General features: G+C 55.4%; 16 protein-coding genes and 2 pseudogenes. 8 read left to right on the top strand and 10 right to left on the bottom strand.

Annotation, left to right across the window (positions count from 1 at the left end; all coding sequences use genetic code 11):
* Positions 1-63: 63 nt before the first annotated feature.
* From ACG2K1_RS06150 to ACG2K1_RS06135, 4 genes are all read left to right on the top strand, one after another.
* Positions 64-3069 (top strand): type I restriction endonuclease subunit R, encoded by a 3006-nt coding sequence (locus ACG2K1_RS06150; protein WP_395429600.1) that lies wholly within the window; start codon positions 64-66, stop codon positions 3067-3069.
* A 48-nt stretch (positions 3070-3117) separates the two neighbouring features.
* Positions 3118-4107, top strand: coding sequence for a virulence RhuM family protein (locus tag ACG2K1_RS06145; RefSeq protein WP_395429601.1), 990 nt, complete (start codon positions 3118-3120; stop codon positions 4105-4107).
* Between the two features lie 91 nt (positions 4108-4198).
* Positions 4199-5428, top strand: a complete 1230-nt coding sequence (locus ACG2K1_RS06140; protein ID WP_395429602.1) for a restriction endonuclease subunit S — start codon at positions 4199-4201, stop codon at positions 5426-5428.
* 84 nt (positions 5429-5512) lie between these two features.
* Positions 5513-7114 (top strand): class I SAM-dependent DNA methyltransferase, encoded by a 1602-nt coding sequence (locus ACG2K1_RS06135; protein ID WP_395429603.1) that lies wholly within the window; start codon positions 5513-5515, stop codon positions 7112-7114.
* A 36-nt stretch (positions 7115-7150) separates the two neighbouring features.
* Here the strand turns inward: ACG2K1_RS06135 and ACG2K1_RS06130 are convergent.
* Positions 7151-7803, bottom strand: a pseudogene (locus ACG2K1_RS06130) (IS1595 family transposase).
* Between the two features lie 40 nt (positions 7804-7843).
* On the opposite strand from ACG2K1_RS06130, the pseudogene ACG2K1_RS06125 reads away from it, so the two are divergent.
* Positions 7844-10627: pseudogene (locus ACG2K1_RS06125) on the top strand (HsdR family type I site-specific deoxyribonuclease); the annotation flags it as partial.
* Between the two features lie 69 nt (positions 10628-10696).
* On the opposite strand, the gene ACG2K1_RS06120 reads toward ACG2K1_RS06125, so the two are convergent.
* From ACG2K1_RS06120 to recN, 4 genes are all read right to left on the bottom strand, one after another.
* Positions 10697-11404, bottom strand: a complete 708-nt coding sequence (locus ACG2K1_RS06120; RefSeq protein ID WP_395429604.1) for an epoxyqueuosine reductase QueH — start codon at positions 11402-11404, stop codon at positions 10697-10699.
* Between the two features lie 61 nt (positions 11405-11465).
* Positions 11466-12236, bottom strand: coding sequence for a CDP-diacylglycerol--serine O-phosphatidyltransferase (gene pssA, locus ACG2K1_RS06115; RefSeq protein ID WP_051040400.1), 771 nt, complete (start codon positions 12234-12236; stop codon positions 11466-11468).
* A 127-nt stretch (positions 12237-12363) separates the two neighbouring features.
* Positions 12364-12819, bottom strand: coding sequence for a ProQ/FINO family protein (locus ACG2K1_RS06110; protein WP_009425174.1), 456 nt, complete (start codon positions 12817-12819; stop codon positions 12364-12366).
* 128 nt (positions 12820-12947) lie between these two features.
* Positions 12948-14636 carry a DNA repair protein RecN gene (gene recN / locus ACG2K1_RS06105; protein WP_395429605.1) on the bottom strand — a complete coding sequence of 563 codons (1689 nt, stop codon included), beginning with the start codon at positions 14634-14636 and terminating at the stop codon, positions 12948-12950.
* A gap of 344 nt (positions 14637-14980) precedes the next feature.
* Between recN and ACG2K1_RS06100 the strand changes: the two genes are divergently transcribed.
* The gene (locus tag ACG2K1_RS06100; RefSeq protein ID WP_402837154.1) at positions 14981-15853 is read left to right on the top strand and encodes a DDE-type integrase/transposase/recombinase; all 873 of its coding nucleotides are present in this window, start codon (positions 14981-14983) and stop codon (positions 15851-15853) included.
* A gap of 505 nt (positions 15854-16358) precedes the next feature.
* Here the strand turns inward: ACG2K1_RS06100 and tsaD are convergent.
* Positions 16359-17426: a tRNA (adenosine(37)-N6)-threonylcarbamoyltransferase complex transferase subunit TsaD gene (gene tsaD / locus ACG2K1_RS06095; RefSeq protein WP_395428514.1), complete on the bottom strand. Its 1068-nt coding sequence runs from the start codon at positions 17424-17426 to the stop codon at positions 16359-16361.
* A 170-nt stretch (positions 17427-17596) separates the two neighbouring features.
* Here tsaD and ACG2K1_RS06090 point away from each other — a divergent pair, with 170 nt between their 5' ends.
* Positions 17597-18349, top strand: a complete 753-nt coding sequence (locus tag ACG2K1_RS06090) for an endonuclease/exonuclease/phosphatase family protein (RefSeq protein ID WP_009425014.1) — start codon at positions 17597-17599, stop codon at positions 18347-18349.
* Positions 18350-18428: 79 nt separating this feature from the next.
* Here the strand turns inward: ACG2K1_RS06090 and ACG2K1_RS06085 are convergent, their stop codons facing one another.
* Genes ACG2K1_RS06085 through queA form a run of 3 tightly spaced genes read right to left on the bottom strand, consistent with a single transcriptional unit; the run spans position 18429 to position 20798 of the window.
* Complete coding sequence (locus ACG2K1_RS06085) at positions 18429-18788, bottom strand: STAS/SEC14 domain-containing protein (RefSeq protein ID WP_009425015.1); 360 nt, start codon at positions 18786-18788, stop codon at positions 18429-18431.
* 33 nt (positions 18789-18821) lie between these two features.
* Positions 18822-19700 carry a DMT family transporter gene (locus tag ACG2K1_RS06080; RefSeq protein ID WP_395428513.1) on the bottom strand — a complete coding sequence of 293 codons (879 nt, stop codon included), beginning with the start codon at positions 19698-19700 and terminating at the stop codon, positions 18822-18824.
* Positions 19701-19757: 57 nt separating this feature from the next.
* Positions 19758-20798: a tRNA preQ1(34) S-adenosylmethionine ribosyltransferase-isomerase QueA gene (queA, locus tag ACG2K1_RS06075; protein WP_395428512.1), complete on the bottom strand. Its 1041-nt coding sequence runs from the start codon at positions 20796-20798 to the stop codon at positions 19758-19760.
* Positions 20799-20936: 138 nt separating this feature from the next.
* On the opposite strand from queA, the gene ACG2K1_RS06070 reads away from it, so the two are divergent.
* Entirely contained in the window at positions 20937-21134 is a 198-nt protein-coding gene (locus ACG2K1_RS06070; protein ID WP_036495456.1) for a zinc-finger domain-containing protein, read from the top strand.
* A 186-nt stretch (positions 21135-21320) separates the two neighbouring features.
* On the opposite strand, the gene rep is transcribed toward ACG2K1_RS06070, so the two are convergent.
* Complete coding sequence (rep, locus tag ACG2K1_RS06065) at positions 21321-23333, bottom strand: DNA helicase Rep (protein ID WP_395428511.1); 2013 nt, start codon at positions 23331-23333, stop codon at positions 21321-21323.
* Positions 23334-23459: the final 126 nt, after the last annotated feature.

The following is a 23459-nucleotide window of genomic DNA, read 5'->3' as shown; positions in this document are numbered from 1 at the left end:
GGTGTTGCCAGAGCGGGATTGATATAATTTCCAGCTTGCAAAGAATAGCCAGGAGAAGTCTGAATGCCCCAAACCCACAACGAAAACTCCCGCGTCAAAATCCCTGCTATTTTGCATCTGATGCGGTTGGGCTACGATTACCTCTCGCTCAAAAACGAAAATTGGGACCAACCAACCAACATCTTTCCCGAAATCTTTATAAAAAGTCTCTGCCGCATCAATCCTGATTTGTCGCCGGACGATGCACGCCGTTTGCTCACCGACATACGCTTAGAGCTGGATAACGAAGACTTGGGGCAAAAATTTTACGAACGCCTCACCAATCAATCCGGCGGCAAGAAACTGATCGACTTCCAAAATTTCAATAACAACAGCTTCCATGTTGTAACCGAATTGCCCTGCATTAACGGCGATGAAGAATTCCGCCCCGACATTACCCTGCTGGTAAACGGCATGCCTTTAGTCTTTATCGAAGTCAAAAAGCCTAATAACAAAGGGGGTATTGGCGAAGAGCGGGAGCGCATGGGCAAACGTGCGAACAACCCCAAATTCCGCCGTTTCATCAACATCACCCAATTCATGATTTTTTCCAACAACATGGAATACGATGACGGCGCAACCGAGCCGGCGCTGGGGGCGTTTTATGCCTCGTCTGCTTACGGCAAGCCCGTGTTTAACTATTTCCGCGAAGGGCATAAATTAAACCTTGCCGAGTTATTGAACACACTTTCAGACGACCTCGAAAACAACGTTCTGCAAGACAATAATCTGCCCGTTATCAAACACAGCCCCGAATTTATCAGTAATAAATCGCCCGATACGCCGACCAACCGCATCCTGACTTCGCTGCTTTGCCGCGAACGCCTCGCTTTTCTTCTGCAACACGGGCTGACGTACGTTAAAAGTAACCAAGGCGCGCTGCAAAAACACATCATGCGCTATCCGCAGCTATTTGCCACTCTCGCCATTGAAAAACATTTGGCAAACGGCGGCAAAAAAGGCGTGATTTGGCACACCCAAGGCTCCGGCAAAACCGCGCTTGCCTATTACAACACCCGCTACCTGACGCACTATTACGCCAAACAGGGCATCGTGCCGAAATTCTATTTCATCGTGGACAGGCTCGATTTATTGAAACAGGCGCAGCGGGAATTTACCGCCCGCGATTTAGTCGTCCATACCATCGACAGCCGCGAAGCCTTTGCTGCCGACATCAAATCTGCCCAAACCCTGCACAACCACGCAGGCAAAGCGGAAATCACTGTCGTTAACATCCAAAAATTCAAAGACGACCCCGATGTCGTCGCCCGTAACGACTACGACCTCGCCATCCAGCGCGTTTATTTTCTCGACGAAGTACACCGCAGCTACAACCCCAAAGGCTCGTTTCTTGCCAACCTCAATCAGTCCGACGTAAACGCCGTCAAAATCGGGCTGACCGGCACGCCACTTATCGGCGTAACCGCAGGCAACGTCAACACCCGCGAGCTCTTTGGCGACTACATCCACAAATACTATTACAACGCCTCCATTGCCGACGGCTACACCCTGCGCCTGATTCGCGAAGCCATCAGCAGCCAATACAAAGCCCAATTGCAGGCTGCATTGGCGCAGCTTGAAGTTGAAAAAGGCAGCTTTGACCGCAAAGAAATCTACGCCCATCCGCACTTCGTCCGCCCGATGCTCGACTATATCTTGGCCGACTTTGCCAAATTCAGAAAAACCAACCAAGACGACAGCCTCGGCGCCATGGTCGTTTGCGACAGCGCAGAACAGGCACGCCAGCTTTTTGAGCATTTTCAGACGGCCTCAGACCACAATCTCACCGCCGCGCTGATATTGCACGACGTCGGCACCAAAGACGGACGCGACCAATGGGTTAAAGACTTCAAAGCAGGCAAAATCGACATCCTGTTTGTGTACAACATGCTTTTGACTGGTTTTGACGCGCCGCGCCTGAAAAAGCTCTATTTGGGCAGACTGATAAAAGCCCATAACCTTTTACAAACCCTGACCCGCGTCAACCGCACCTACAAATCTTACCGTTACGGCTATGTTGTCGATTTTGCCGACATCGAGCGCGAATTCGACAAAACCAACCGCGCCTATTGGGACGAACTTTCTAACGAATTGGGCGACGAAATCGGCAGTTACAGCCAGCTATTCAAAACCGCCGAAGAAATCGAACAAGAAATCGTCAATATCAAAACAGCCCTGTTTGATTTCGACACCGAAAACGCCGAAGAATTTTGCAGCCAAATTAGCCAAATAGAAGACAAAAAACAGCTTCTCGCCCTAAAAAAAGCCCTGCAAACCGCCAAAGAGTTGTACAACATCCTGCGCCTGCAAGGCAGCCATGAATTTCTCGAACATCTGGATTTTGACAAGCTCAATCTTTTGTACCGCGAAACCGCCGCCCGCTTGGATACCTTAAACCTTGCCGAAAAACTACAGCAAGGCGACACCGCCCATTTGCTCAATGAAGCGCTGGAAGACGTTTACTTTCAATTCGTCAAAATCGGCGAAGCCGAACTCAAACTTGCCGATGATTTAAAAGACATCATGCGCAAAGTGCGCGAAGGGCTGGCGGGCAACTTCGACCAAGACGACCCCGAATACATCAGCCTGCGCGAAGAGCTGGAACGCATCTTCAAGAAAAAGAACCTCGCCGAAGTCGGGCAAGAAGAAATGCAGGCAAACATCGCCACACTAGAAACCGTCTACGCCAAAATCAAAGAGCTGAACCGCCAAAACGACCTCTTGCGGCACAAATACGGCGGCGATGCCAAATATGCCCGCACCCACAAGCGGCTGATGGAAAACGCCGCCTTCTACGGCGACAAACTCAAAGTCTTTAACGCGCTAAACGGCGTCAAAGCCGATGCCGACCAAAAAGTACTGGATATGGAGCAGATTTTGGACAACCAGAATTACTTTGAAAAACAAATGCAGGGCATCGTATTAAAACGCTTTAGAACGGAGCAACAATTTCCTGTTCAACCCCAAGACATCCAAGCCATCAACCGCCTGTTGGTGCGGGAATATTTAAAAGAAAGCGGGCGGATTTGAGGAGTAGATTTTCAGGCAGCCTTAACCATTTATAAATACAGGAAAGCTATGCACAACAACGACATCATCATCTACACCACGGAAGACGGACTATCCGAATTTACCCTGCGCGAGCTTGACGGCGAACTATGGCTTACCCAAAAAGAAATTGCCGAACTCTACCAAACCAGCAAACAAAACATCGGTAAACACATCAAAGCCATATTTGCAGAACAAGAACTGGACGATTCAGTTGTAAACTTTCAGTTTACAACTGCCGCAGACGGCAAGAACTACCGGATGGGGCTTTATCCCCTCTCCCTAATCATCGCCGTTGGCTACCGCGTCCGCTCCACACGCGGTACACAATTCCGCCAATGGGCAACACGGACATTGGGCGAATACATCAGCAAGGGCTTCGTATTAAACGACGACCGGCTGAAAAACCCGCCTGTCGGGACGAACCGTGCCGAAGATCAGTTTGAACAGTTGCTCAACCGCATCAGGGACATCCGCAGTAGCGAACGGCGGATGTATCTGCGCGTGCGCGAAATATTCGCCATGGCGGCGGATTACCAGCCCAGCTTCAAAGAAACCACCCATTTTTTCAAAATCATACAAAACAAACTTCATTACGCCTGCACCCGCCATACCGCCCCTGAAATTATTTACCAAAGGGCAGATGCGGGGAAACCCAATATGGGGTTGACCCATTGGCGGGGCAAAGAAATCGCCAAAGCCGATGTAACCGTTGCCAAAAATTACCTGAACGAGGCAGAAATCGACGCCCTCAACCGCATTGTTTCCATGTGGCTGGATTTTGCCGAAGACCAGGCGAGCATGAAAAAACAGATATTCCTGCAAGACTGGACGGAAAAACTGGATGCCTTCCTCGCCTTCAATGACCGCCAAGTCTTACAAACGGCAGGGACAATCAGCAAAACGCAGGCAGACGAAAAAGCCCGCATCGAATACGAAAAATTTGCCACCGCACGCAGACTGGAAAAAGAACGCGAGGGCGAACGCCATATTGCCGAACTGCTGAGCCTGAAAAAATAGCAGGCATCAATGCAGGCTGCTTGAAAAAGTGCGGTCGGATTTTGAAATGTTTTTTTCAGACGGCCTTTGAAGAGTTTTATAACAGAACATCATGAATCATTTTAAGAAACAACAAATTCAAAATATTGCTGATTTTAATCCGAGAGAGCAACTAGCCAAGGGAGCATTGGCAAAAAGTGTTCCGATGGCAATGTTGAAAGAATTTCAACGACAAATTACGGGTTACGAAATCAAGACATTTAACGGTGGAGCTAAGTTTCGCAATGGTGATACCTTATTAGCTAAGATTACCCCGTGTTTGGAAAATGGGAAAACCGCTTTTGTAGATATTTTAGATGATGGAGAAGTGGCTTTCGGTTCTACCGAATTTATCGTGTTAAGAGCAAAAAATGAAACCAATCCCGAATTTCTCTATTATTTTGCAATCAGTCCCGATTTTAGAAAACGGGCGATTGAATGTATGGAAGGAACTTCCGGCAGGCAACGTGTCAATGAAAATGCATTAAAAACACTGGAGTTGCCGATTCCAGAACCTCAAACCCAACAATCCATCGCCGCCGTCCTATCCGCTTTGGACAAAAAAATCGCCCTGAACAAACAAATCAACGCGCGCTTGGAAGAGATGGCGAAAACCCTGTACGACTACTGGTTTGTGCAGTTTGACTTCCCCGACGCGGAAGGCAAGCCCTACAAATCCTCAGGCGGCGACATGGTGTTTGATGAAACCTTGAAACGGGAAATTCCGAAGGGGTGGGAGGTGAAGAGTTTATGGAAAGTAGCGAAGTATTTTAACGGATTAGCTTTGCAAAAATATCGTCCTGAAAATGAATTCGATGATTTTTTGCCAGTTATTAAAATTAGAGAAATGAATGAAGGTGTTTCTTTAAATACTGAAAGAGCTAAAACAAATATCCCAAAAGAAGCAATTATTGATGAAGGGGATATTTTATTTTCTTGGTCTGCAACTTTAGAAATCAAAATTTGGTCTCAAGGCAAAGGGGCTTTAAATCAACATATTTTTAAAGTAACTTCTTCCGAATATCCAAAATACTTTTTTTATTTTGAATTATTAAACTATTTGAAGCATTTTAAAATGATTGCTGATTTAAGAAAAACGACGATGGGACATATTACCCAAGACCATTTAAAACAAGCATATATTTGTATTCCTTCTCAATTATTGTTAGAAAAAATGGAAAGAATTGTTACTCCTATTTTTCAAAAAATGCTAATAACCCAAAAACAAAACCACCAACTAACCCAACTCCGCGATTTCCTACTGCCCATGCTGATGAACGGACAGGTATCCGTGGCGGACTAGGCTATACCGCTAGTCCGATAAACCATAAAGCTAAAAACGTCGGATTCAAATTGGACTGATACAATAAAACAAACGAGATAAAAAATGACCGAACAACACTTTACCGAACAAACCAAAGCCCTAATCGACAGCTTAAAAACCATTTGCGCCAACTATGGTTTGGGCAATGACGGCAACGAGTTCAAAATCATCAGTCAGGCGTTTTTGTATAAATTCTTAAACGACAAATACGATTTTGAAGTGAAACAAATTCGCAAAGAAAATCCCGACGAGCCGATTGAGTTCATCAATATGAATATTGAGGGAAAAACAGCCGTTTTGAAGCCTGAGCATTCCATCAAGTATTTGTCGGAGCGACAAAACGGCGCGGACTTTGCCAAACTCTTTGACGATACGCTCACCGACATCGCCGCGCATAATGCGGAACTGTTTTCAGTGAAAACCGAAGGCGGGGCGAAAATCGTGTTGTTCGAGCGTATCAGTCAATATATTACGGATGAAGGTCGCCGCGATGATTTCTGCCGTGCGCTGATTTCCAAACTGGCGGGTTTCAGTTTCGAGGCGATTTTTGCGCAAAAATTTGATTTTTTCGCCACGATTTTTGAATACCTGATTAAAGACTACAACAGCAATTCCGGCGGCAAATACGCCGAATACTACACGCCGCACGCAGTAGCGCGAATTATGGCGGATATTTTGGTGCCGGAGGCGGTGCGCGGGCAAATCCGCAGCGTGGACGTTTACGACCCGTCGGCCGGTTCGGGAACGCTGTTGATGAACGTTGCCCATGCCATCGGTGAAGATAAATGTATGATTTATACGCAGGATATTTCGCAGAAATCGTCCAATCTGTTGCGGCTGAATCTGATTTTGAATAATCTGGTGCATTCGCTGAATAATGTGGTTCAGGGCAATACGATTTTGTCGCCCGCCCATAAAGACGCTTCAGGCCGTCTGAAAAAATTTGATTTCATTGTTTCCAATCCGCCGTTTAAATTGGATTTCAGCGATTTCCGCGACCAACTGGAAGGCGAGGAAAACCGCGAACGCTTTTTTGCCGGTATCCCAAAAATCAAGGCGAAAGATACGGATAAGATGGAAATCTACCAGCTCTTTATCCAGCATATTTTGTTCAGCCTGAAAGAAAACGGCAAAGCGGCAATTGTGTTGCCGACGGGCTTTATCACTGCCCAATCGGGCATCGACAAAAAAATCCGCGAATATTTGGTGGAAAACAAAATGCTCGCCGGTGTGGTGTCCATGCCTTCCAATATTTTCGCCACCACGGGAACCAACGTTTCCATCCTGTTTATCGATAAAGCCAATAAAGACAAAGTGGTGTTAATCGACGCATCGGGCTTGGGCGAAAAAATCAAAGACGGCAAAAACCAAAAAACCGTACTTTCCCGCGCAGAAGAACAAAAAATCTGCAATACCTTCACGAACAAACAGGCTGTGGAAGATTTCAGCGTGGTGGTCGGCTACGATGAAATCAAAGCCAAAAACTACAGCCTGTCGGCGGGGCAGTATTTCGAGGTAAAGATTGATTATGTGGATATTTCTACCGATGAATTTGCGCAGAAAATGGCGGGATTTTCGGCGGATTTGGACAAACTCTTCACGGAATCTGCCGAATTGGAAAAAGAGATTAAAGAAAAGCTGCAAACGCTGAAATTTAACGGGTAAGCGCAAGTTTGCATAAGGGACTGTACTAGATTAGCTCTAAATTCCACACCAATCCCGCAAGATTTTTAGCTGTCGGGACGGTGTGCCGAAGTTAAACCGAAATTCGCATTCTTTCAAAAACAGCGGGAAAAATTTGCGATTGATTCCGTTGTATTTGCGTAAGACGCGTTTTGCCTGATTCCAAAAATTCTCAATGCCGTTAATGTGGTTCTGGCGGTCGGCAAATTCTTGGAATGGTTGATGCGGTAATGGATAAAACCACTCACGTCCAACTTGTCGTAGCTGCTCAGACTATCGGTATAAACAATACTGTCCGGCATGATTTTCCTTTTGATGACAGGGAGTAACGTTTCAGACTTGGCATTATCTACAACAACGGTATAGACCCGTCCGTTGCGTTTCAGAATGCCGAAGACAACCACTTTTCCTGCCGCACCGCGACCGCGTCTGCCTTTACGCCGTCCGCCGAAATAGCTTTCATCCAACTCGACAGAGCCCTCAAAAACCTCATCGGCAACCAAGGCCAGATAATGGCTGATAACCATACGAATTTTGCGGTAGAACAGAATAGCAGAGTTGGGCTGAATGCCCAAAATATCGGCAGCGGAACGGGCGGTAACTTGGAGTACAAAAAATTCAAGCAGTTTCTTTTGAACCATCTTGCTTAATTTACAATTGGTTATCTGCATTTTCGTAGCCTAGCATAACTGCTAATCTACGTCAGCCCCTTATGATTTTACGTTTGACGACGGACGGATTGAAAACGTGCGCCTGCTGGACAAGCGGAATTTGGCGAATAACAAGGTGCAGGTGATCAATCAGTTTGAGCAGCAGGGCAAACACCGTAACCGCTATGATGTAACGGTGTTGGTAAACGGGCTGCCGCTGGTGCAGATTGAGTTGAAAAAGCGCGGTGTGGCGATACGCGAGACGTTTAACCAGGTGCACCGTTATACGAAAGAGAGTTTTAACGCGGAGCATTCGCTGTTTAAGTTTTTGCAGATTTTTGTGATTTCCAACGGCACGGACACGCGTTATTTCGCCAATACCACCAAGCGCGACAAACACAGCTTCGACTTTACGATGAACTGGGCGCGCTCAAACAATGAGCCTATCAAGGATTTAAAAGACTTTACGGCGACGTTTTTGAAAAAAGAAACGCTGTTGGCGGTGTTGCTGCGCTATTCGGTGTTTGATGTCAGCAATACGCTGCTGATTATGCGGCCGTATCAGATTGCGGCGGCGGAGCGGATTTTGTGGAAAATCAAAAGCTCTTTTAATGCGAAAAATTGGAGCAACACCGAAAGCGGCGGCTATATCTGGCACACCACCGGCTCGGGCAAAACGCTCACCAGCTTCAAAGCGGCGCGGCTGGCAACGGAATTGGATTTTATCGACAAGGTGTTTTTTGTGGTGGACAGAAAAGACCTCGATTATCAGACGATGAAGGAATACCAACGCTTTTCGCCCGACAGCGTCAACGGTTCGGACAGTACGGCGGGGCTGAAACGCAATCTGGAAAAAGACGACAATAAAATCATCGTTACCACCATCCAAAAGCTGAACAATCTGATGAAAAGCGAAGCGGATTTGCCGGCATACCGGCAGAAAACGGTGTTTATTTTCGATGAATGCCACCGCTCGCAATTTGGCGAGGCGCAAAAAAACCTGAAATGCAAGTTCAAATATTTCTGCCAGTTCGGTTTTACCGGCACGCCGATTTTCCCTGAAAACGCGCTGGGCGCGGAAACCACCGCCGGCGTGTTTGGCCGGCAGTTGCACGATTATGTGATTACCGATGCCATCCGCGATGAAAAAGTGTTGAAATTCAAGGTGGACTACAATGATGTGCGGCCGCAGTTCAAATCTTTGGAGCAGGAGCAGGACGAGCAGAAACTTTCCGCCGCTGAAAACCGCCAAGCGCTGCTGCACCCCGAGCGCATCCGTGAAATCACGCAGTATGTTTTGGACAATTTCCGCCAAAAAACCCACCGCATGAATGCAACGGGCAAAGGTTTCAACGCCATGTTCGCCGTAAGCAGCGTGGAAGCGGCCAAGCTGTATTACAAGGCGTTTAAAGAGCAGCAGAAAGGCCGTCTGAAACCTTTGAAAGTGGCAACGATTTTTTCCTTTGCCGCCAATGAAACGCAAGACGCGGTCGGCGATATTGCCGATGAAAATTTCGATCCCGAAGCGATGGGAAGCAGCGCGAAAGAGTTTCTGTCTGCCGCCATTGCCGATTACAACGCGCATTTCCATACCAATTACAGCGTGGACAGCAAATCGTTCCAAAACTATTACCGCGATTTGGCGCAGCGCGTGAAAAAGCAGGAAGTGGATTTGCTGATTGTGGTGGGCATGTTTTTAACCGGCTTCGACGCGCCCGCGCTCAATACGCTGTTTGTCGATAAAAACCTGCGCTACCACAGCCTGATACAGGCGTTTTCACGCACCAACCGCATTTTTGATGCAAGCAAAACCTTCGGCAACATCGTTACTTTCCGCGATTTGGAGCAGGCCACCATCGACGCGATTACGCTCTTTGGCAACAAAAACACCAAAAACGTGATATTGGAAAAAAGCTACCGGGAATACATGGAAGGCTACACCGATGCCCTTACCGGCGAAGCGCGGCGCGGTTATCTCGATGTGGTGGAAGAGTTGCGCGAGCGTTTTCCCGACCCTGCCGCGATTGAGACGGAAAAAGACAAAAAAGACTTTGCCAAGCTCTTCGGCGAATATCTGCGCGCGGAAAACGTTTTGCAAAACTACGACGAATTTGCCGCGCTGCAAGCCTTGCAGAAAATCGGTTCAGACGACCTCGAAGCGATAGACAGCCTGAAAAACCGGTATGGCTTGAGCGATGAAGATATTAAAGAGATGCAGGCGGTTGAAGTGCCGTCTGAAAGAGCGGTGCAGGATTACCGTTCCGCCTACAACGACATCCGCGAATGGCAGCGGTGCAACCGCGATAACGGGCAGAGCGAAACGGCACAGGTGGATTGGGGCGATGTGGTTTTTGAAGTGGATTTGCTCAAATCGCAGGAAATCAATCTGGATTACATTTTGGAATTGATTTTTGAGCATAACAAAAAAACCAAAGACAAAGCCGTATGGGTGGAAGACATCCGCCGCATCATCCGCGCCAGCGTGAGCAGCCGCGCCAAAGAAGGGCTGATTGTGGATTTCATCAATGAAACCGATTTGGATGCCATGGCCGACGCGCCCGCCGTTATCGAAGCGTTTTACCAATACGCCCGACAAGTGCAGCAGCAGGAAGCGGCGGAATTAATCACATCGGAGAGTTTGAACGAAGCGGCGGCCAAACGCTACCTTGCCGTGTCGCTCAAACGGGAGTACGCCAGCGAAAACGGCACGGATTTGAATGACGTGTTGCCGAAAATGAGTCCGCTCAATCCGCAATACCGCACGAAAAAGCAAAACGTGTTTGAAAAAATTGCCGCGTTTGTGGAGAAGTTTAAAGGCGTGGGCGGCAGCTTGGATAAAGAGTAAGGGGAGATTTCGAAAAGAGGCCGTCTGAAAGCCTGTATTGGGTTTCAGACGGCCTTCTGTTTTATCGGCTCAGCGGTTTTCGTATTCGGTGGACGGGTCACCGTAATACAGCACGCCGAGTTTGATGGGGATGCGGCCTTGCGATTTGCGGTGGGCGTTGGAGTCGCGCAGGGAGTAGGCGCAGCCGCAGTATTCCTGCTGGTAGAAGTGTTCGCGTTTGCTGATTTCTATCATACGCGCGCTGCCGCCGCCTTTGCGCCAGTTGAAATCCCAATAGACCAAACCGTCATACGGTGCGGCGGCGCGGTGGCCGCAGTCGTTGATTTGCGCCATGTTTTTCCAGCGCGAGATGCCCAGCGAGCTGGTGAATACGGGGAAGCCGTGTTCGTGGGCGTATTGGGCGGCCTTTTCAAAGCGCATGTCGAAACACATGGTGCAGCGGATGCCGCGTTCGGGTTCGAACTCCATGCCTTTGGCTTTGGCAAACCATTCTTTGCGGTCGTTTTCGTAGTCATCGTCTTTGTCGATAAAGGGGATGCCGAATTTTTCGGCAAAGCGCAGGTTTTCTTCCTTACGCAGCATGTATTCTTTGAGCGGGTGGATGTTGGGGTTGTAGAAATAAATGGTGTAGTCGATGCCGCTGGCGAGCATGGCTTCCATCACTTCGCCCGAACAGGGAGCGCAGCAGGAATGGAGCAAGACTTTTTTGTGGCCGCCGGGGGGAACGAGTATGGAGCGGTCGATGGGGGTGACTTCTGGGGTTTGCGTTGTGTTCATGGCGTTTTGGTTTTGTGGTTTTCGGAAGGGTTTCAGACGGCCTCAGGCCGTCTGAAAGGGTTTATGCGCTGTGTTTTTGCCGTTTTCGCCAATGCCGCCAGCCGTAGTGGATGTAGCCGGAGAGGCTGTAGCCGAGGGCGAGGAGGAAGAGGGCGAGGGCGGGTTTGAGGGTCATGGCCAGGAGGGCGAGCATGACGAGGATAAGCACGAAAAACGGCACTTTGCGGCGCACGTTGATTTCTTTGAAGCTCCAAAAGGGGATTTGCACGACCATGGAGAGGCCGGCAAAAAGAGTGATGAAGAGCGCCCACCATTTGACGCCGGGGAAGTTTTCGACGCTGTGGTTTACCCAGATGAGGCCGACGATGAGGGCGGCGGCGGTGGGGCTGGGCACGCCGATAAACCAGCGTTTGTCGGCTTTGCCGCTGCCGATAAGGGTGTTGAAGAGGGCAAGGCGCAGAGCGGCGCAGGCGCAGTAGATGAAGGCAGCGGTGTAGCCGATGCGGCCGAAGTGGAACAGCTGCCATTTGTAGGCGATGAGGGCGGGGGCGACGCCGAAGCTGACCATGTCGGCAAGGCTGTCGAGCTGTTCGCCGAAGGCGCTCTGGCTGTTGGTCCAGCGGGCGACGCGGCCGTCCATGCCGTCGAGCATCATGGAGATGAAAACGGCGATGGCGGCGTTTTCAAACAGGCCGTGCATGGCCTGGGTGATGGCGAAGAAGGCGGAGAAGAGGGCGGCGATGGTGAAGGAGTTGGGCAGGACGTAGATGCCGTTTTCGCGGATGCGGCGGCGGATGGCGGTGCGGTTGTCCGGCTGCGGGGCGTTTGCCATGTGGGATTCCCGTGGGGGTGGTTGCAAAACGGGCGCGATTATAACCGATTTGCCTTTGGGCGTCCGAACGTGCGTGAGGCCGTCTGAAAGGTTTTCAGACGGCCTCACGGGATGCGCTGCGGCGGTTTTATTCTGCGGCGGCTTCCTGTATGGCTTCCGCTGCCGGGGCTTGGGCGGCGGCCGGTTCTGCGGCTGCCTGCGCTTCGCGTTCGGCCCGGCGCTGCGCCTGTTTTTCGAGCGCTTCTTTCACCATCGGGTTTTGTGCGGCAACGGCCTGCTCTTCGGCGCTCACTTCGCCTTTGACGCGGTTGTTGAGGTCGAAGCGTTTGCCGCCGCGCGCCAGCGATTTGAGGTAGCGCGGGCGGCGGCAGTGGTTGGCCAGCGCGCGCATGATGAGGGCGGGATCGTATTGCGGCATGGCGGCGACGAGGTCTTGGTCTATGCCCAGCGCGAGGGGTTTGAAGTGTTTGAAGACCGCGTATTTGCCGTAGATGTGGTCGGCGATCATGTCGGTCTGTTTTTTTTTGCTCATGGTCTGCACGGCGGAACGGAGTGCCGCGCCCAAAGCGGTTTCATGTGTCATGCTTTTGTATTCCTAAAATAAACGGCGGATCAAAACGGGCGGCATTGTAGCCCAAAGGTGTGTTTTGGTTAAGCGCTTTCGCAGCAGTAGGCCGTCTGAAACGTGCGGCGCGGGCGGCCGGCCTTTTTTCAGACGGCCTCTGTGCCGGAATGCGGCCGCTCCGCTGCGTTGGCAAGCATTTCGGCGGCGTGGCTGAGGGTGGTGGCGGTGATGGTTTCGCCGCCGAGCATGCGGGCGATTTCGCCGGTGCGGCCTGCTTCGTCGAGTACGCGGATGCTGCTGACGGTTTGTTCGCCGTCGCTGTTTTTGCTGACCTGCCAGTGGTGTTCGCCGCAGGCGGCCACCTGCGGCAGGTGGGTGACGGCCAGCACTTGGTGCGCGGCGCCGAGGCGGCGCAGGGCGCGGCCGACGGTTTCGGCAACGCCGCCGCCGATGCCGGTGTCCACTTCGTCGAAAATCAGGGTGGGGATGCGGGTGTGGCGGCCGGCGGCCACTTGCAGCGACAGGCTGATGCGGGCGAGTTCGCCGCCCGATGCCACTTTGTTCAGCGGCCGCAGCGGGCTGCCTTTGTTGGCGGACACTTGGTATTGCACGTGTTCGAGGCCGTGGGCGGTGGGGGAGGCGGGCACGAGTTCGATGGCAAACTGCGCGCCTTTCATTGCCAGATGCTGCATATTTTCGGTGACTTCTTCGGCCAGGCGCAGGGCGGCGGCGCGGCGTTCGGCAGACAGGCGCTCCGCCGCTTCGGTGTATTCTCGGTCGCGCTCGCGGGCGGCGGCTTCGAGGGCTTGGGGGTCGGCGGCGGCTTCGAGGTGTTGCAGCGCGGCCTCGGTTTCTTCGAGCTTGGCGGGCAGTTCCTGCGGCTCGATGCGGTATTTGCGCGCCATGGACATGAGTTCGCCCATGCGCTCTTCCTGTGCGGCCAGTTCGGCGGGGTCGAGTTCAGTGCGCGAGGCGACGCCGCGCACGGCGGCGGCAGCTTCGCCCAGCTCGGCTTCGACGCTGGCGAGCAGTTCGAGGGCTTCGGCAAAGCGCGGTTCGATGCCGCTGAGGCTTTCGAGGTTTTTCTGACAGCGGTAGACGTGGTATTGCAGGCCGTGTTCGCCGTCGATGATGTCTTCCACTTCGCGCGCCGTCTGCACCAGCTCGGCGGCGTGGGCGAGGCTGTCGTGGCTTTGGCTGAGGCTTTCCCATTCGCCGGGGGCGGGGGCGAGGCGGGAGAGTTCGCCGTGCTGCCATTCGAGGCGTTCGCGTTCGATTTGCAGCTGCTCGCGCTGTTCTTCGGCGGCTTTGAGTGCGGCAAGCGCCGACTGGCGGGCGCGGTAGGCGGCAGCGACTTCCTGCGCCAGCGGCAGGCAGCCGGCGAAGGCGTCGAGCAGTTCGCGCTGGGCGGCTTCGCGGTTGAGCGATTGGTGGGCGTTTTGGCCGTGGATGTCGATCAGGCGGCTGCCGATGCTTTTGAGTTGGGCGAGGGTGGCAGCCTGTCCGTTGAGGTAGCTGCGGCTTTTGCCTTTGGCGTCAATGATGCGGCGCACGGACAATTCGTCGGCATCGTCGGCCAAAAAGCCCTGCTCGCGCAATTCGTTTTGCAGCTCGGGCATTTCGGAGAGGTCGAAGAGGGCGGAGAGGCGGGCTTCTTTCGCGCCGCCGCGAACTTGGGCGTAGTCGGCCTTGTCGCCCAGCAGGAGGCCGACGGCGTCAAGAGTGATGGATTTGCCCGCGCCGGTTTCGCCGGTGAGCACGGTGAAGCCGGGTTGGAATTGGAGGTCGAGGCTATCGACGATAACGAAGTCGTTGAGGGAGAGCGCCAGCAGCATGGGTATCCTTTTTCGGGAGGCCGTCTGAAAGGCGGCGATTATATAGCGGAACGGATTTTCCTGCCTGCGCGGCGCTGTGTCTGCGGCTTGGTTGCGAAACGGTCTGAAACCTGCGAAAACCGTTTCAGACGGCCTTTCGTCCGCCCGCACGGTTTGCCGCAACTCCCCGAATCCGTTCGTGCCGCTGCGGAAATTTTTGCGGGACAATGGTAAAGCAGTTCTGCGAAACGCCACCCCCACCCCGTCCCTCCCCCGCGCTTGGGGTGTACAGACCGGACACAAAGGTAACACCCGTACGAAGACATAGGTAACACTTCCCCGTCCCAACAGACGGAATCCCTACCATGCCTTGGAGAGAAACCACCGTGTCCCGAGAACGACAGGAATTTTTAACCCTAGCCCGACAACCCGACCGCAACATCAGCCGTCTGTGCCGACAATTCGGCATCAGCCGCAAAACCGCCTACAAATGGCTCAAACGCGACAGCACCCAAGAACAATCCCGCCGTCCGCACAACAGCCCGAAGCAGACAGGCAGCCGAACCGAACAGCAGGTACTCGCCGTACGCGACGAACATCCCGCATGGGGCGGCCGCAAAATCGCCCGCATACTGCAGCGCGAACACGGCATACGCATCGCCCCCGGCACCATCACCTCCATACTGCACCGCAACGGACGCATCATTCACGAAAACACCCATGCGGCACACAACCGGCAGCGTTTCGAACATCCCTATCCCAACGCATTGCGGCAGATGGATTTCAAAGGCCATTTCGCCACCGGCGGCGGCCGCTGCCACCCGCTGACCGTTATCGACGACCGATCGCGCTACAACATCATCCTGCGTGCCCCGGCAAACGAGCGCAGGGAAGGCGTACAGGCAGCATTGACCGAAGCATTCAGACAATACGGACTGCCCGACAGAATCAACACCGACAACGGCACACCCCGGGGCGACAGCGCGCAAGGCGGACTGACCCGCCTGGCCGCCTGGCTTATCCGACTGGGCATCCGTCCCGGCCGCAGCCGTCCGCTGCACCCGCAGACCAACGGCAAAGACGAACGTTTCCACCGCAGCCTGAAAGCCGAAGTGCTCAAAGGCAGAACCTTCGGCGGGGCTGTTGGCAATCAGCTTGCGAAGCGGTTTTTTGAGGAAAAATCCGCGAATGCAAGGAAAAAAGCACAGCAAGGTTGGACACCTTGCGAGCATTTTTGACGCGGCAAGCGCGGATTTTTACCAAAAACACCGCCGCAAGGCCGGTTGCCAACAGCCCCCGGAGCAGGCACAGCAGGCGTTTGACAGCCGGCGGCACTGCTACAACCACGAAAGGCCGCATGAAGCACTGGGACCGGACACCCCTTCGCAACACTACCGCAGCAGCCCGAGGGAATTTCCCGAACACTTGGCACCGGTCGAATACCTGCCGGGAGACTTGGTGCGCAAAACGGACACCAACGGCCACATCAGCCTGCCGGGTCGGCAGGTACGCATCGGCAAAGGGCTGGTCGGACAAGCCGTAGCCTGCCGTCCGGTACAAAGCGAAGACGGTGTGTACGAAATCTGTTTCTGCTTCTACCGCCTCGGCCGGATTGACCTGAACGACTTCTGCCAAACTGCCCGAAAAACTGTTACCCATGTCCCCGCACAGGTGTTACCTTTGTGTCCGGTCTGTACACCTAAGCGCGGGGGAGGGAGCAGATGCGCGGCGGGATTTTCGGTTTCAGACGGCCTCCCGCACGATGTCCGTCAGCGGCCAGCGCGGTTTGGCGTTGAAGGCGGCGGCGGGCTGTGCTTCTTGGACGCGCATGGCGCCGGCGAAGGCGATCATGGCGCCGTTGTCGGTGCAGTATTCGAGGGGCGGGAAGTAGGTTTTGACGGCTTCGGCAGGCGGTTTCAGACGGCCTTTGGCAGGGGGGCGGACGGTGAGGGTACTCAGGCGCTGGCGCAGTTGTTTGTTTGCGCCGACGCCGCCGGCGACGACGAGGGTGCGGAAGCCTGTGTCGAGCAGGGCTTTTTGTGCTTTGGCGGACAATACGTCGACAACGGCGTCTTGGAAGGCGCGGCAGATGTCGTTGCGCGTTTGTTCGGGCACTCGGCCGCCGTGTCCGGCGCGCACTTTTTCCACGGCGGTGAGCACGGCGGTTTTCAGGCCGGAGAAGCTCATTTGCAGATCGTTGGAATGGATCATGGGGCGGGGGAACTCAAATGCCCCGTCGCGCCCCTGTTCGGCCAGTTCGGCCAGTTTCGCGCCGCCGGGGTAGGTCAGGCCGAGCAGTTTGGCGGTTTTGTCGAAGGCTTCGCCCGCCGCGTCGTCGAGGCTTTCGCCCAGGAGGGTGTAGTCGCCGATGCCGCGCACGGCCATAAATTGGGTGTGGCCGCCGGAGACAAGCAGGGCGACGAAGGGAAATTCGGGTTTGTCGTCGGCCAGAAGCGGCGAGAGCAGGTGGCCTTCGAGATGATGGACGGGGATAACGGGTTTGCCCAGCGCGAAGGCCAGGGCGTTGGCGTAGGACGAACCGGCCAGCAGGGCACCGCCGAGGCCGGGGCCTTGGGTGTAGGCGACGGCGTCGATGTCTGCGTAGGTTTTGCCCGCTTGGGCGAGGCAGGCGCGGGTGAGGGGGACGAGGCGGCGGATGTGGTCGCGGCTGGCCAGTTCGGGCACGACGCCGCCGTATTCGGCGTGCATCGCCATTTGTGTGTGCAGGGCGTGGGCGAGCAGGCCGCGTTCGGTGCAGTAGAGGGCGACGCCGGTTTCGTCGCAGGATGATTCGATGCCGAGTACCAACATGGGCGGGTGTCCGATAAAAAAGGGGCGCATTTTAACGCAAAGCGGGCGGTTCGGGCTTTCAGACGGCCTGTCCCGTTTGAGGCCGTCTGAAACAGCGAAAATGCACCCCGGCGCTTGAATAAGGCAGCCGCAGCCTTAATAATGCGTCATTCCTCCGATGGCGAACCGCTATGACCCTGCCGATTACCGTTTCCACCTACAACATCCACAAAGGCATGTCGCCGCTGAACCGCAAAGTGCAGATTGCGGACATGGCGGCGGCGCTCGACAGCCTGAAATCCGACATTTTGTTTTTGCAGGAAGTGCAGGGGCTGCATCTGGCGCGCGAGGCGAAACTGCCCGATTTTCCCGCCGTGCCGCAGCACGACATCATCGCCGAGCGCCTCGATTTCCACACCAGCTACGGGCGCAATGCCGTTTTCCCGCAAAAACACCACGGCAACGCCATCCTCAGCCGCCTGCCGATACGGGAGCGGCGCAATCTGAACATTACGGTCAACCGTTTGGAAAAACGCGGCGTGCTGCACTGCGAAATCCTGCCCGAAGGCTGGGACGTGCCCATCGTCTGCCTCTGCGCCCACCTCAACCTTTTGGAGCGCGACCGCGTCAAACAATACGTCGCCATCTTCGAATACGTCACCACCTACATCAGCCCCGACGCACCGCTGATACTGGCGGGCGACTTCAACGACTGGCGGCACAAATCGCCGCTGAATATCGGCCGCGCCCTCGGTCTGACGGAAGTGTTCCTCGACAAACGCGGCAGCCTGCCCAAAACCTTTCCCGCCCGCCTGCCCGTGTTCAGTCTCGACCGCATCTACACCCGCCACCTCGAAATCCTCGATGCCAGGCTGCACAGCGGCGAGCCTTGGCTTTATCTGTCCGACCATCTGCCGCTGTCGGCCACCGTGCGCCCGCGCTGATATGGTTAGGCCGTCTGAAAAAACCGCCTGCCCCGTTTTTTGATACGGGCAGGCGGTTTCGTTTTTTATCCGGCGGGTTTCAGACGGCCTCTCCGGCTTCCAGCAGCCAGGCTTGGGCTTTTGCGGCGGTGTCGAAATATTTGGGGTGGGTGCGGGTGATGAGGTCGGAGACGTGGGCGGCGAATTTGATCCAGATGTCGTCCACCACCACGGCGATGCGGCCGAAATCCTGATCGTGGCTGCTGACGAATTTGAGCTGCTCCCAAGCCATGTCGATGGTGAAGTCTTTGAGCATGGAGAGATCGAGCAGCAGGTCGGGACGGTGGACGCGGGTGAGGGAGGCCTTGACGGCCTCTTCCAGTTCGCGGAAATCGGCAAGGGTGAACTCGTTGTAGAGGGCGACGTTCAAGCCGTAGTGTTGTTCGCGGATGGAAATCATGGTTTCAGCCTTTCTTTTCTCTGGTTGTCGGGATTATTTCTTCAAGCCGCTCAGGATGCCGCTTGCGGCAATGATACCGATGCCCAGCCATTCCTGCCAGCCGATTTGCTCGCCGAACAGGAAAATGCCCGCCAGCGTGGAAAACACCACGGTGAGATAGGCCAGCGCGGCGACGGTGAATTTGCGGCCGACGGCGTAGGCGTGCGTCAGCGCCAGCTGCGCCAGCACGGCCGACGCACCGATGCCGATGAGATAGGGCGCGGATTGCAGCGAAATGCTGTGCCAGCCCGTGAGCGTGGCCAGCGCGGCGCCCATCGCCATGCCGACCAGCGACAGGTAAAACACCACGCGCCAGGCCGGTTCGCCCAACAGCGAGAGTTCGCGCACCTGCATATACGCCCAGCCCGCCGCCAGCCCGCCGAACAGCCCCACGGCCGCCGCCCATTCCTGTCCAGAGGCGAAAGAGGGTTTCAAAAGCAGCACTACACCGGCAAAGCCCGTCAGCAGCACGGCGAAGGTGTAGGCGGAAATGCGTTCGCGCAACACGACAACCGACAGCACGGCCAGAAATATCGACGAGGTATAGGCCAGCGTCACGCCCGTTGCCAGCGGCAGGTGCATCACGGCGTAAAAGCCGCAGGTCATGCCTACCGTGCCGCTGACGCTGCGGTTGAGATGGCTTTTCCAATTGGGCGTGGCGAAGGTTTTACCCTGCATTTTCGCCGTTGCGCCGAGCACGGTGGCGGCAAACACCATGCGCCAGAACACGAGTTCGCCGCTGCCCATGGCGAATTGCTGATGGGCGGCTTTGATGCAGAGGTTCATCAGGGTGAAAAACAGCGCGGCGGCGATCATCCAGGCCGAGCCCAAAAGCTCCTGCCGCTCTTTGCTGCGTGTGGCGGGGTGTGTCATGGCATTGTTCCGAGGTGGGAGGCCGTCTGAAAGCCTGAAACCGGTGTTTTGGGGTTTTCAGACGGCCTTATGTTCTTGCAAACCCAACACCATCGCGTCGCCGTAGCTGAAAAAACGGTATTCCCGTTCAATGGCGTGGCGGTAGATGCGGCGGATTTCCTCCGTGCCTGCAAAGGCGCTCACCAGCATCAGCAGCGTCGATTTGGGCAGATGGAAATTGGTAATCAGACGGTCGGCGACGCGGAAGCGGTAGCCCGGTGTGATGAAAATGTCGGTGTCGCCGCATCCGGCTTTCAGACGGCCTGTTTCCCACGCTGCCGATTCCAGCGCGCGCATCGAGGTTGTGCCCACCGCCCACACTTTCGCGCCGCGCGCCTTGGCCGCAGCCACCGCGTCGGCCGTTGCCTGCGGCACTTCGTACCACTCGCTGTGCATTTTGTGATCGGCAATGTTCTCGACGCGCACCGGCTGGAAGGTGCCCGCGCCGACGTGCAGCGTCACTTCCGCCAGCTCCGCGCCCTTGTCTTTTAGCGCGGCCAGCAGGGCATCGGTGAAATGCAGACCCGCCGTCGGCGCGGCCACCGCGCCCTGATGCTTGGCGTACACGGTTTGGTAACGCGCGTCGTCGGCTGCGTCGGCGGCGCGTTCGATATAGGGCGGCAGCGGCAGCTTGCCGTGGCACTCGAGCAGCGCGTACACGCTCTCTTCACCGTCAAAGCGCAGCACGAACAATTCGCCCGCGCGTTCGACCATTTGCGCCGTCAGGCCGCCGTCAAACAGCAGCCGCGTGCCCGCCTTGGGCGATTTCGACGCGCGGATGTGCGCCAGCGCTGTGTGTCCGTCGAGCACGCGCTCGATCAGCGCCTCGATGCGCCCGCCGCTCTCCTTTTGCCCGAACAGCCGCGCCTTCATCACTTTGGTATTGTTGAACACCAGCACATCGCCCGCCGACACCAGCTGCGGCAGGAAGGCAAAGGTCTCGTCGCGCAGAGGCTCGCCGGGCAAAGCCGCCAGCAGGCGGCTGGCGCCGCGCTCGGCAGGCGGCTGCTGGGCAATCAGGTGTTCGGGCAGGTCGAAATCGAAGTCGGAAAGCTGCATGGTGGAGGCCGTCTGAAAAAAGGCGCGATTATATCGCCAAAGCGGCAGCCGCCGCCCGCTTTGTTATCGCGCGGCGATGCCGTAAAATGGCGGCCGTCTGAACACATTGCCGACAAAACGCCGAAAAAAGGATATGCCATGAACACCACGCCCCACTACGACACCGTCGTTATCAAACCGCACGAGCTGCCGCTGCATTGCAGCGGCCCGCGCCACGAAACCTGGAACGGCCACCCGCGCGTCTTCCTCGCCATCCAATCCAACTCCGAAATCGAATGCCCCTACTGCGGCACGATTTACAAACTCGACGGCGAAATCGGCCACCATCATTCCTGAGGCCGTCTGAAAACAAAATCAGCGCCCGTGCGGATGCAAAAGGCCGTCTGAAACCTGTTCCTTAGGTTTCAGACGGCCTTTTATTTGCAGGCTGCTTTTGAGGCCGTTCCCGCCTACGAGGGAATGACGTTTCTGAAAGCGAAGTTTCAACGAAGTTAAAAAACCGTTTCGGTGCTTTCAGACGGCCTAGATGCCTTTTTTGCCTGCGCTTTTTTCGGCGAGCATGGCGCTGAGGCCGGCGAGGCGGCTGCGGCCTTCTTCTTTGCTGACGAGGGGGGCGCCGCCTTTGCGGCCGATGATGCGCAAATCTTCCTGCGGCATTTCGGCGATGAAGCGGCTGGGTTCGGGAAACTGCCATGTGCCCTGGCGTTTGCGTTTGGTGCAGTGGGTGAGGGTGAGGGTTTGTTTAGCGCGGGTGATGCCGACGTACATCAGGCGGCGTTCTTCTTCGATGTTGCCTTCTTCGACGCTGTCGGCGTGGGGGAACAGGCCTTCTTCGCAGCCGACGAGGTAGACGACGGGGTATTCGAGTCCTTTTGAGGCGTGGAGGGTGGACATTTTTACGGCGTCGGTTTCTTCGTCTTCGCGGCCTTCGAGCAGGGTCATCAGGGCGAGGGTTTGCGCCAGTTCGAGGAGGTTTTTGCCGTCTTCTTCGCCTTTTTTTGCCAGCCAGCCGCACAGGTCCTGCACGTTGCGCCATTTGATTTCGCCGGCTTTGCCTTCTTCGCTGCCTAGCAGGTGGGCTTCATAGCCGATGTCGGCGAGCAGGTTTTGCATGAGGGCGCCGGCGTCTTCATTTGCGGCGCGGCGGCGGTAGGTGTCGATAAGGTCGGTGAAGGCGGCCAGGCTTTGGCGATTGCGTTCGGGCATGGGTTCGAGGGCGGCGGGGCTTTTGGCGGCGTCGCTGAGGCAGGCGGCATGGGATTTGGCGTAGTCGTTCAGACGGCCTAAGGTGGTGTCGCCGATGCCGCGTTTGGGGGTGGTGGCGGTGCGCAGGAAAGCGGGGTCGTCTTCGCGGTTGGCGATGAGGCGGATGTAGGAGAGGATGTCTTTGATTTCGGCTTTGTCGAAGAAGCTTTGGCCGCCGGAGAGGCGGTAGGGGATGCGGGCGGCGCGCAGGGCTTCTTCGAAGACGCGTGCTTGGTGGTTGCCACGGTAGAGGATGGCGAAGTCGGCGTATTTCAGACGGCCTTCGGAGACGGTTTTGCGGCGGGCGATTTCGCCGGCGACCCATTCGGCTTCGTGTTGTTCGTTTTGGCAGGCGGCGACGGTGACGATGTCGCCCATGCCGTAGTGCGACCACAGGGTTTTGGGGAAGAGTTTGGGGTTGTTTTGTATGACTTGGTTGGCGACTTTGAGGATGCGGGCGGTGGAGCGGTAGTTTTGTTCGAGTTTGACGATTTTGATTTGCGGGTAGTCGGTTTGCAGGCGGCGCAGGTTTTCCATGTCGGCGCCGCGCCAGGCGTAGATGGACTGGTCGTCGTCGCCGACGGCGGTAAACATGCCTTCGGCGCCGCAGAGCAGGCGCATGAGGGCGTATTGGCAGGTGTTGGTATCCTGGCATTCGTCGATGAGCAGGTAGCGCAGGCGGTTTTGCCAGCGCAGGCGGATGTCGTCGGAGTTGCGCAGCAGCAGGGCGGGCAGGCGGATGAGGTCGTCGAAGTCGACGGCCTGGTAGCTGTGCAGGGTTTGCGCGTATGAGGCGTAAAGCCGGGCAATTTGTTTTTCCCAGTTGTTGTCGGCGGCCTGCACGGCCTGTTCGGGGGTTTGCAGGTCATTTTTCCACAGGGAAATTTGGTGTTGGGCGGCGAAGATTTGTTCGCGGCCGCTGCTGCCGAGCAGTTCGCCGATGATTTTCGCGCTGTCGGAGGCGTCGAGGATGGAGAAGTTTTTTTTCAAACCGGCGTGTGCGGCTTCTTCGCGCAGGATTTTCATGCCCAGGGAGTGGAAGGTGGAGACGGTGAGGCCGCGCGTTTCGCGGCGGCCGAGCATGGCGGCAATGCGCTCCTGCATTTCGCGCGCGGCTTTGTTGGTGAAGGTGATGGCGGCGATGTGACGGGGGGAGTAGCCCGCGTTGCGTATCATGTGGGCGATTTTTTCGGTGATGACGCGGGTTTTGCCGCTGCCTGCGCCGGCGAGGACGAAGAGGGGGCCGCCGAGATAGCGCACGGCTTCCTGTTGCTGGGGGTTGAGCTGCATGGTGTGAGGCCGTCTGAAAGGTCGGGAAACGGGATGGGGAAGGGGGCGGATTATAGCGGCTGCGGCGGAGGCCGTCTGAAAACCTTTCAGACGGCCTTTTTGTCGCGGGAGGCCGTCTGAAAGAGG

It is taken from the genome of Neisseria sp. 23W00296 (genome assembly GCF_044772855.1).
Taxonomy (GTDB): Bacteria; Pseudomonadota; Gammaproteobacteria; order Burkholderiales; family Neisseriaceae; genus Neisseria.
This window is presented reverse-complemented; position numbering and strand designations above follow the sequence as displayed.

What these genes read in the sequence shown, in the direction of transcription:
- ACG2K1_RS06085 (WP_009425015.1), bottom strand. Translation starts at nt 18,788, where the DNA reads ATGATTTCCATCCGCGAACAACACTACGGCTTGAACGTCGCCCTCTAC.
- ACG2K1_RS06080 (WP_395428513.1), bottom strand. Translation starts at nt 19,700, where the DNA reads ATGACACACCCCGCCACACGCAGCAAAGAGCGGCAGGAGCTTTTGGGC.
- ACG2K1_RS06145 (WP_395429601.1), top strand. Translation starts at nt 3,118, where the DNA reads ATGCACAACAACGACATCATCATCTACACCACGGAAGACGGACTATCC.
- ACG2K1_RS06100 (WP_402837154.1), top strand. Translation starts at nt 14,981, where the DNA reads ATGCCTTGGAGAGAAACCACCGTGTCCCGAGAACGACAGGAATTTTTA.
- ACG2K1_RS06135 (WP_395429603.1), top strand. Translation starts at nt 5,513, where the DNA reads ATGACCGAACAACACTTTACCGAACAAACCAAAGCCCTAATCGACAGC.
- queA (WP_395428512.1), bottom strand. Translation starts at nt 20,798, where the DNA reads ATGCAGCTTTCCGACTTCGATTTCGACCTGCCCGAACACCTGATTGCC.
- rep (WP_395428511.1), bottom strand. Translation starts at nt 23,333, where the DNA reads ATGCAGCTCAACCCCCAGCAACAGGAAGCCGTGCGCTATCTCGGCGGC.
- ACG2K1_RS06090 (WP_009425014.1), top strand. Translation starts at nt 17,597, where the DNA reads ATGACCCTGCCGATTACCGTTTCCACCTACAACATCCACAAAGGCATG.
- ACG2K1_RS06120 (WP_395429604.1), bottom strand. Translation starts at nt 11,404, where the DNA reads ATGAACACAACGCAAACCCCAGAAGTCACCCCCATCGACCGCTCCATA.
- ACG2K1_RS06150 (WP_395429600.1), top strand. Translation starts at nt 64, where the DNA reads ATGCCCCAAACCCACAACGAAAACTCCCGCGTCAAAATCCCTGCTATT.
- pssA (WP_051040400.1), bottom strand. Translation starts at nt 12,236, where the DNA reads ATGGCAAACGCCCCGCAGCCGGACAACCGCACCGCCATCCGCCGCCGC.
- recN (WP_395429605.1), bottom strand. Translation starts at nt 14,636, where the DNA reads ATGCTGCTGGCGCTCTCCCTCAACGACTTCGTTATCGTCGATAGCCTC.
- ACG2K1_RS06110 (WP_009425174.1), bottom strand. Translation starts at nt 12,819, where the DNA reads ATGACACATGAAACCGCTTTGGGCGCGGCACTCCGTTCCGCCGTGCAG.
- ACG2K1_RS06070 (WP_036495456.1), top strand. Translation starts at nt 20,937, where the DNA reads ATGAACACCACGCCCCACTACGACACCGTCGTTATCAAACCGCACGAG.
- ACG2K1_RS06140 (WP_395429602.1), top strand. Translation starts at nt 4,199, where the DNA reads ATGAATCATTTTAAGAAACAACAAATTCAAAATATTGCTGATTTTAAT.
- tsaD (WP_395428514.1), bottom strand. Translation starts at nt 17,426, where the DNA reads ATGTTGGTACTCGGCATCGAATCATCCTGCGACGAAACCGGCGTCGCC.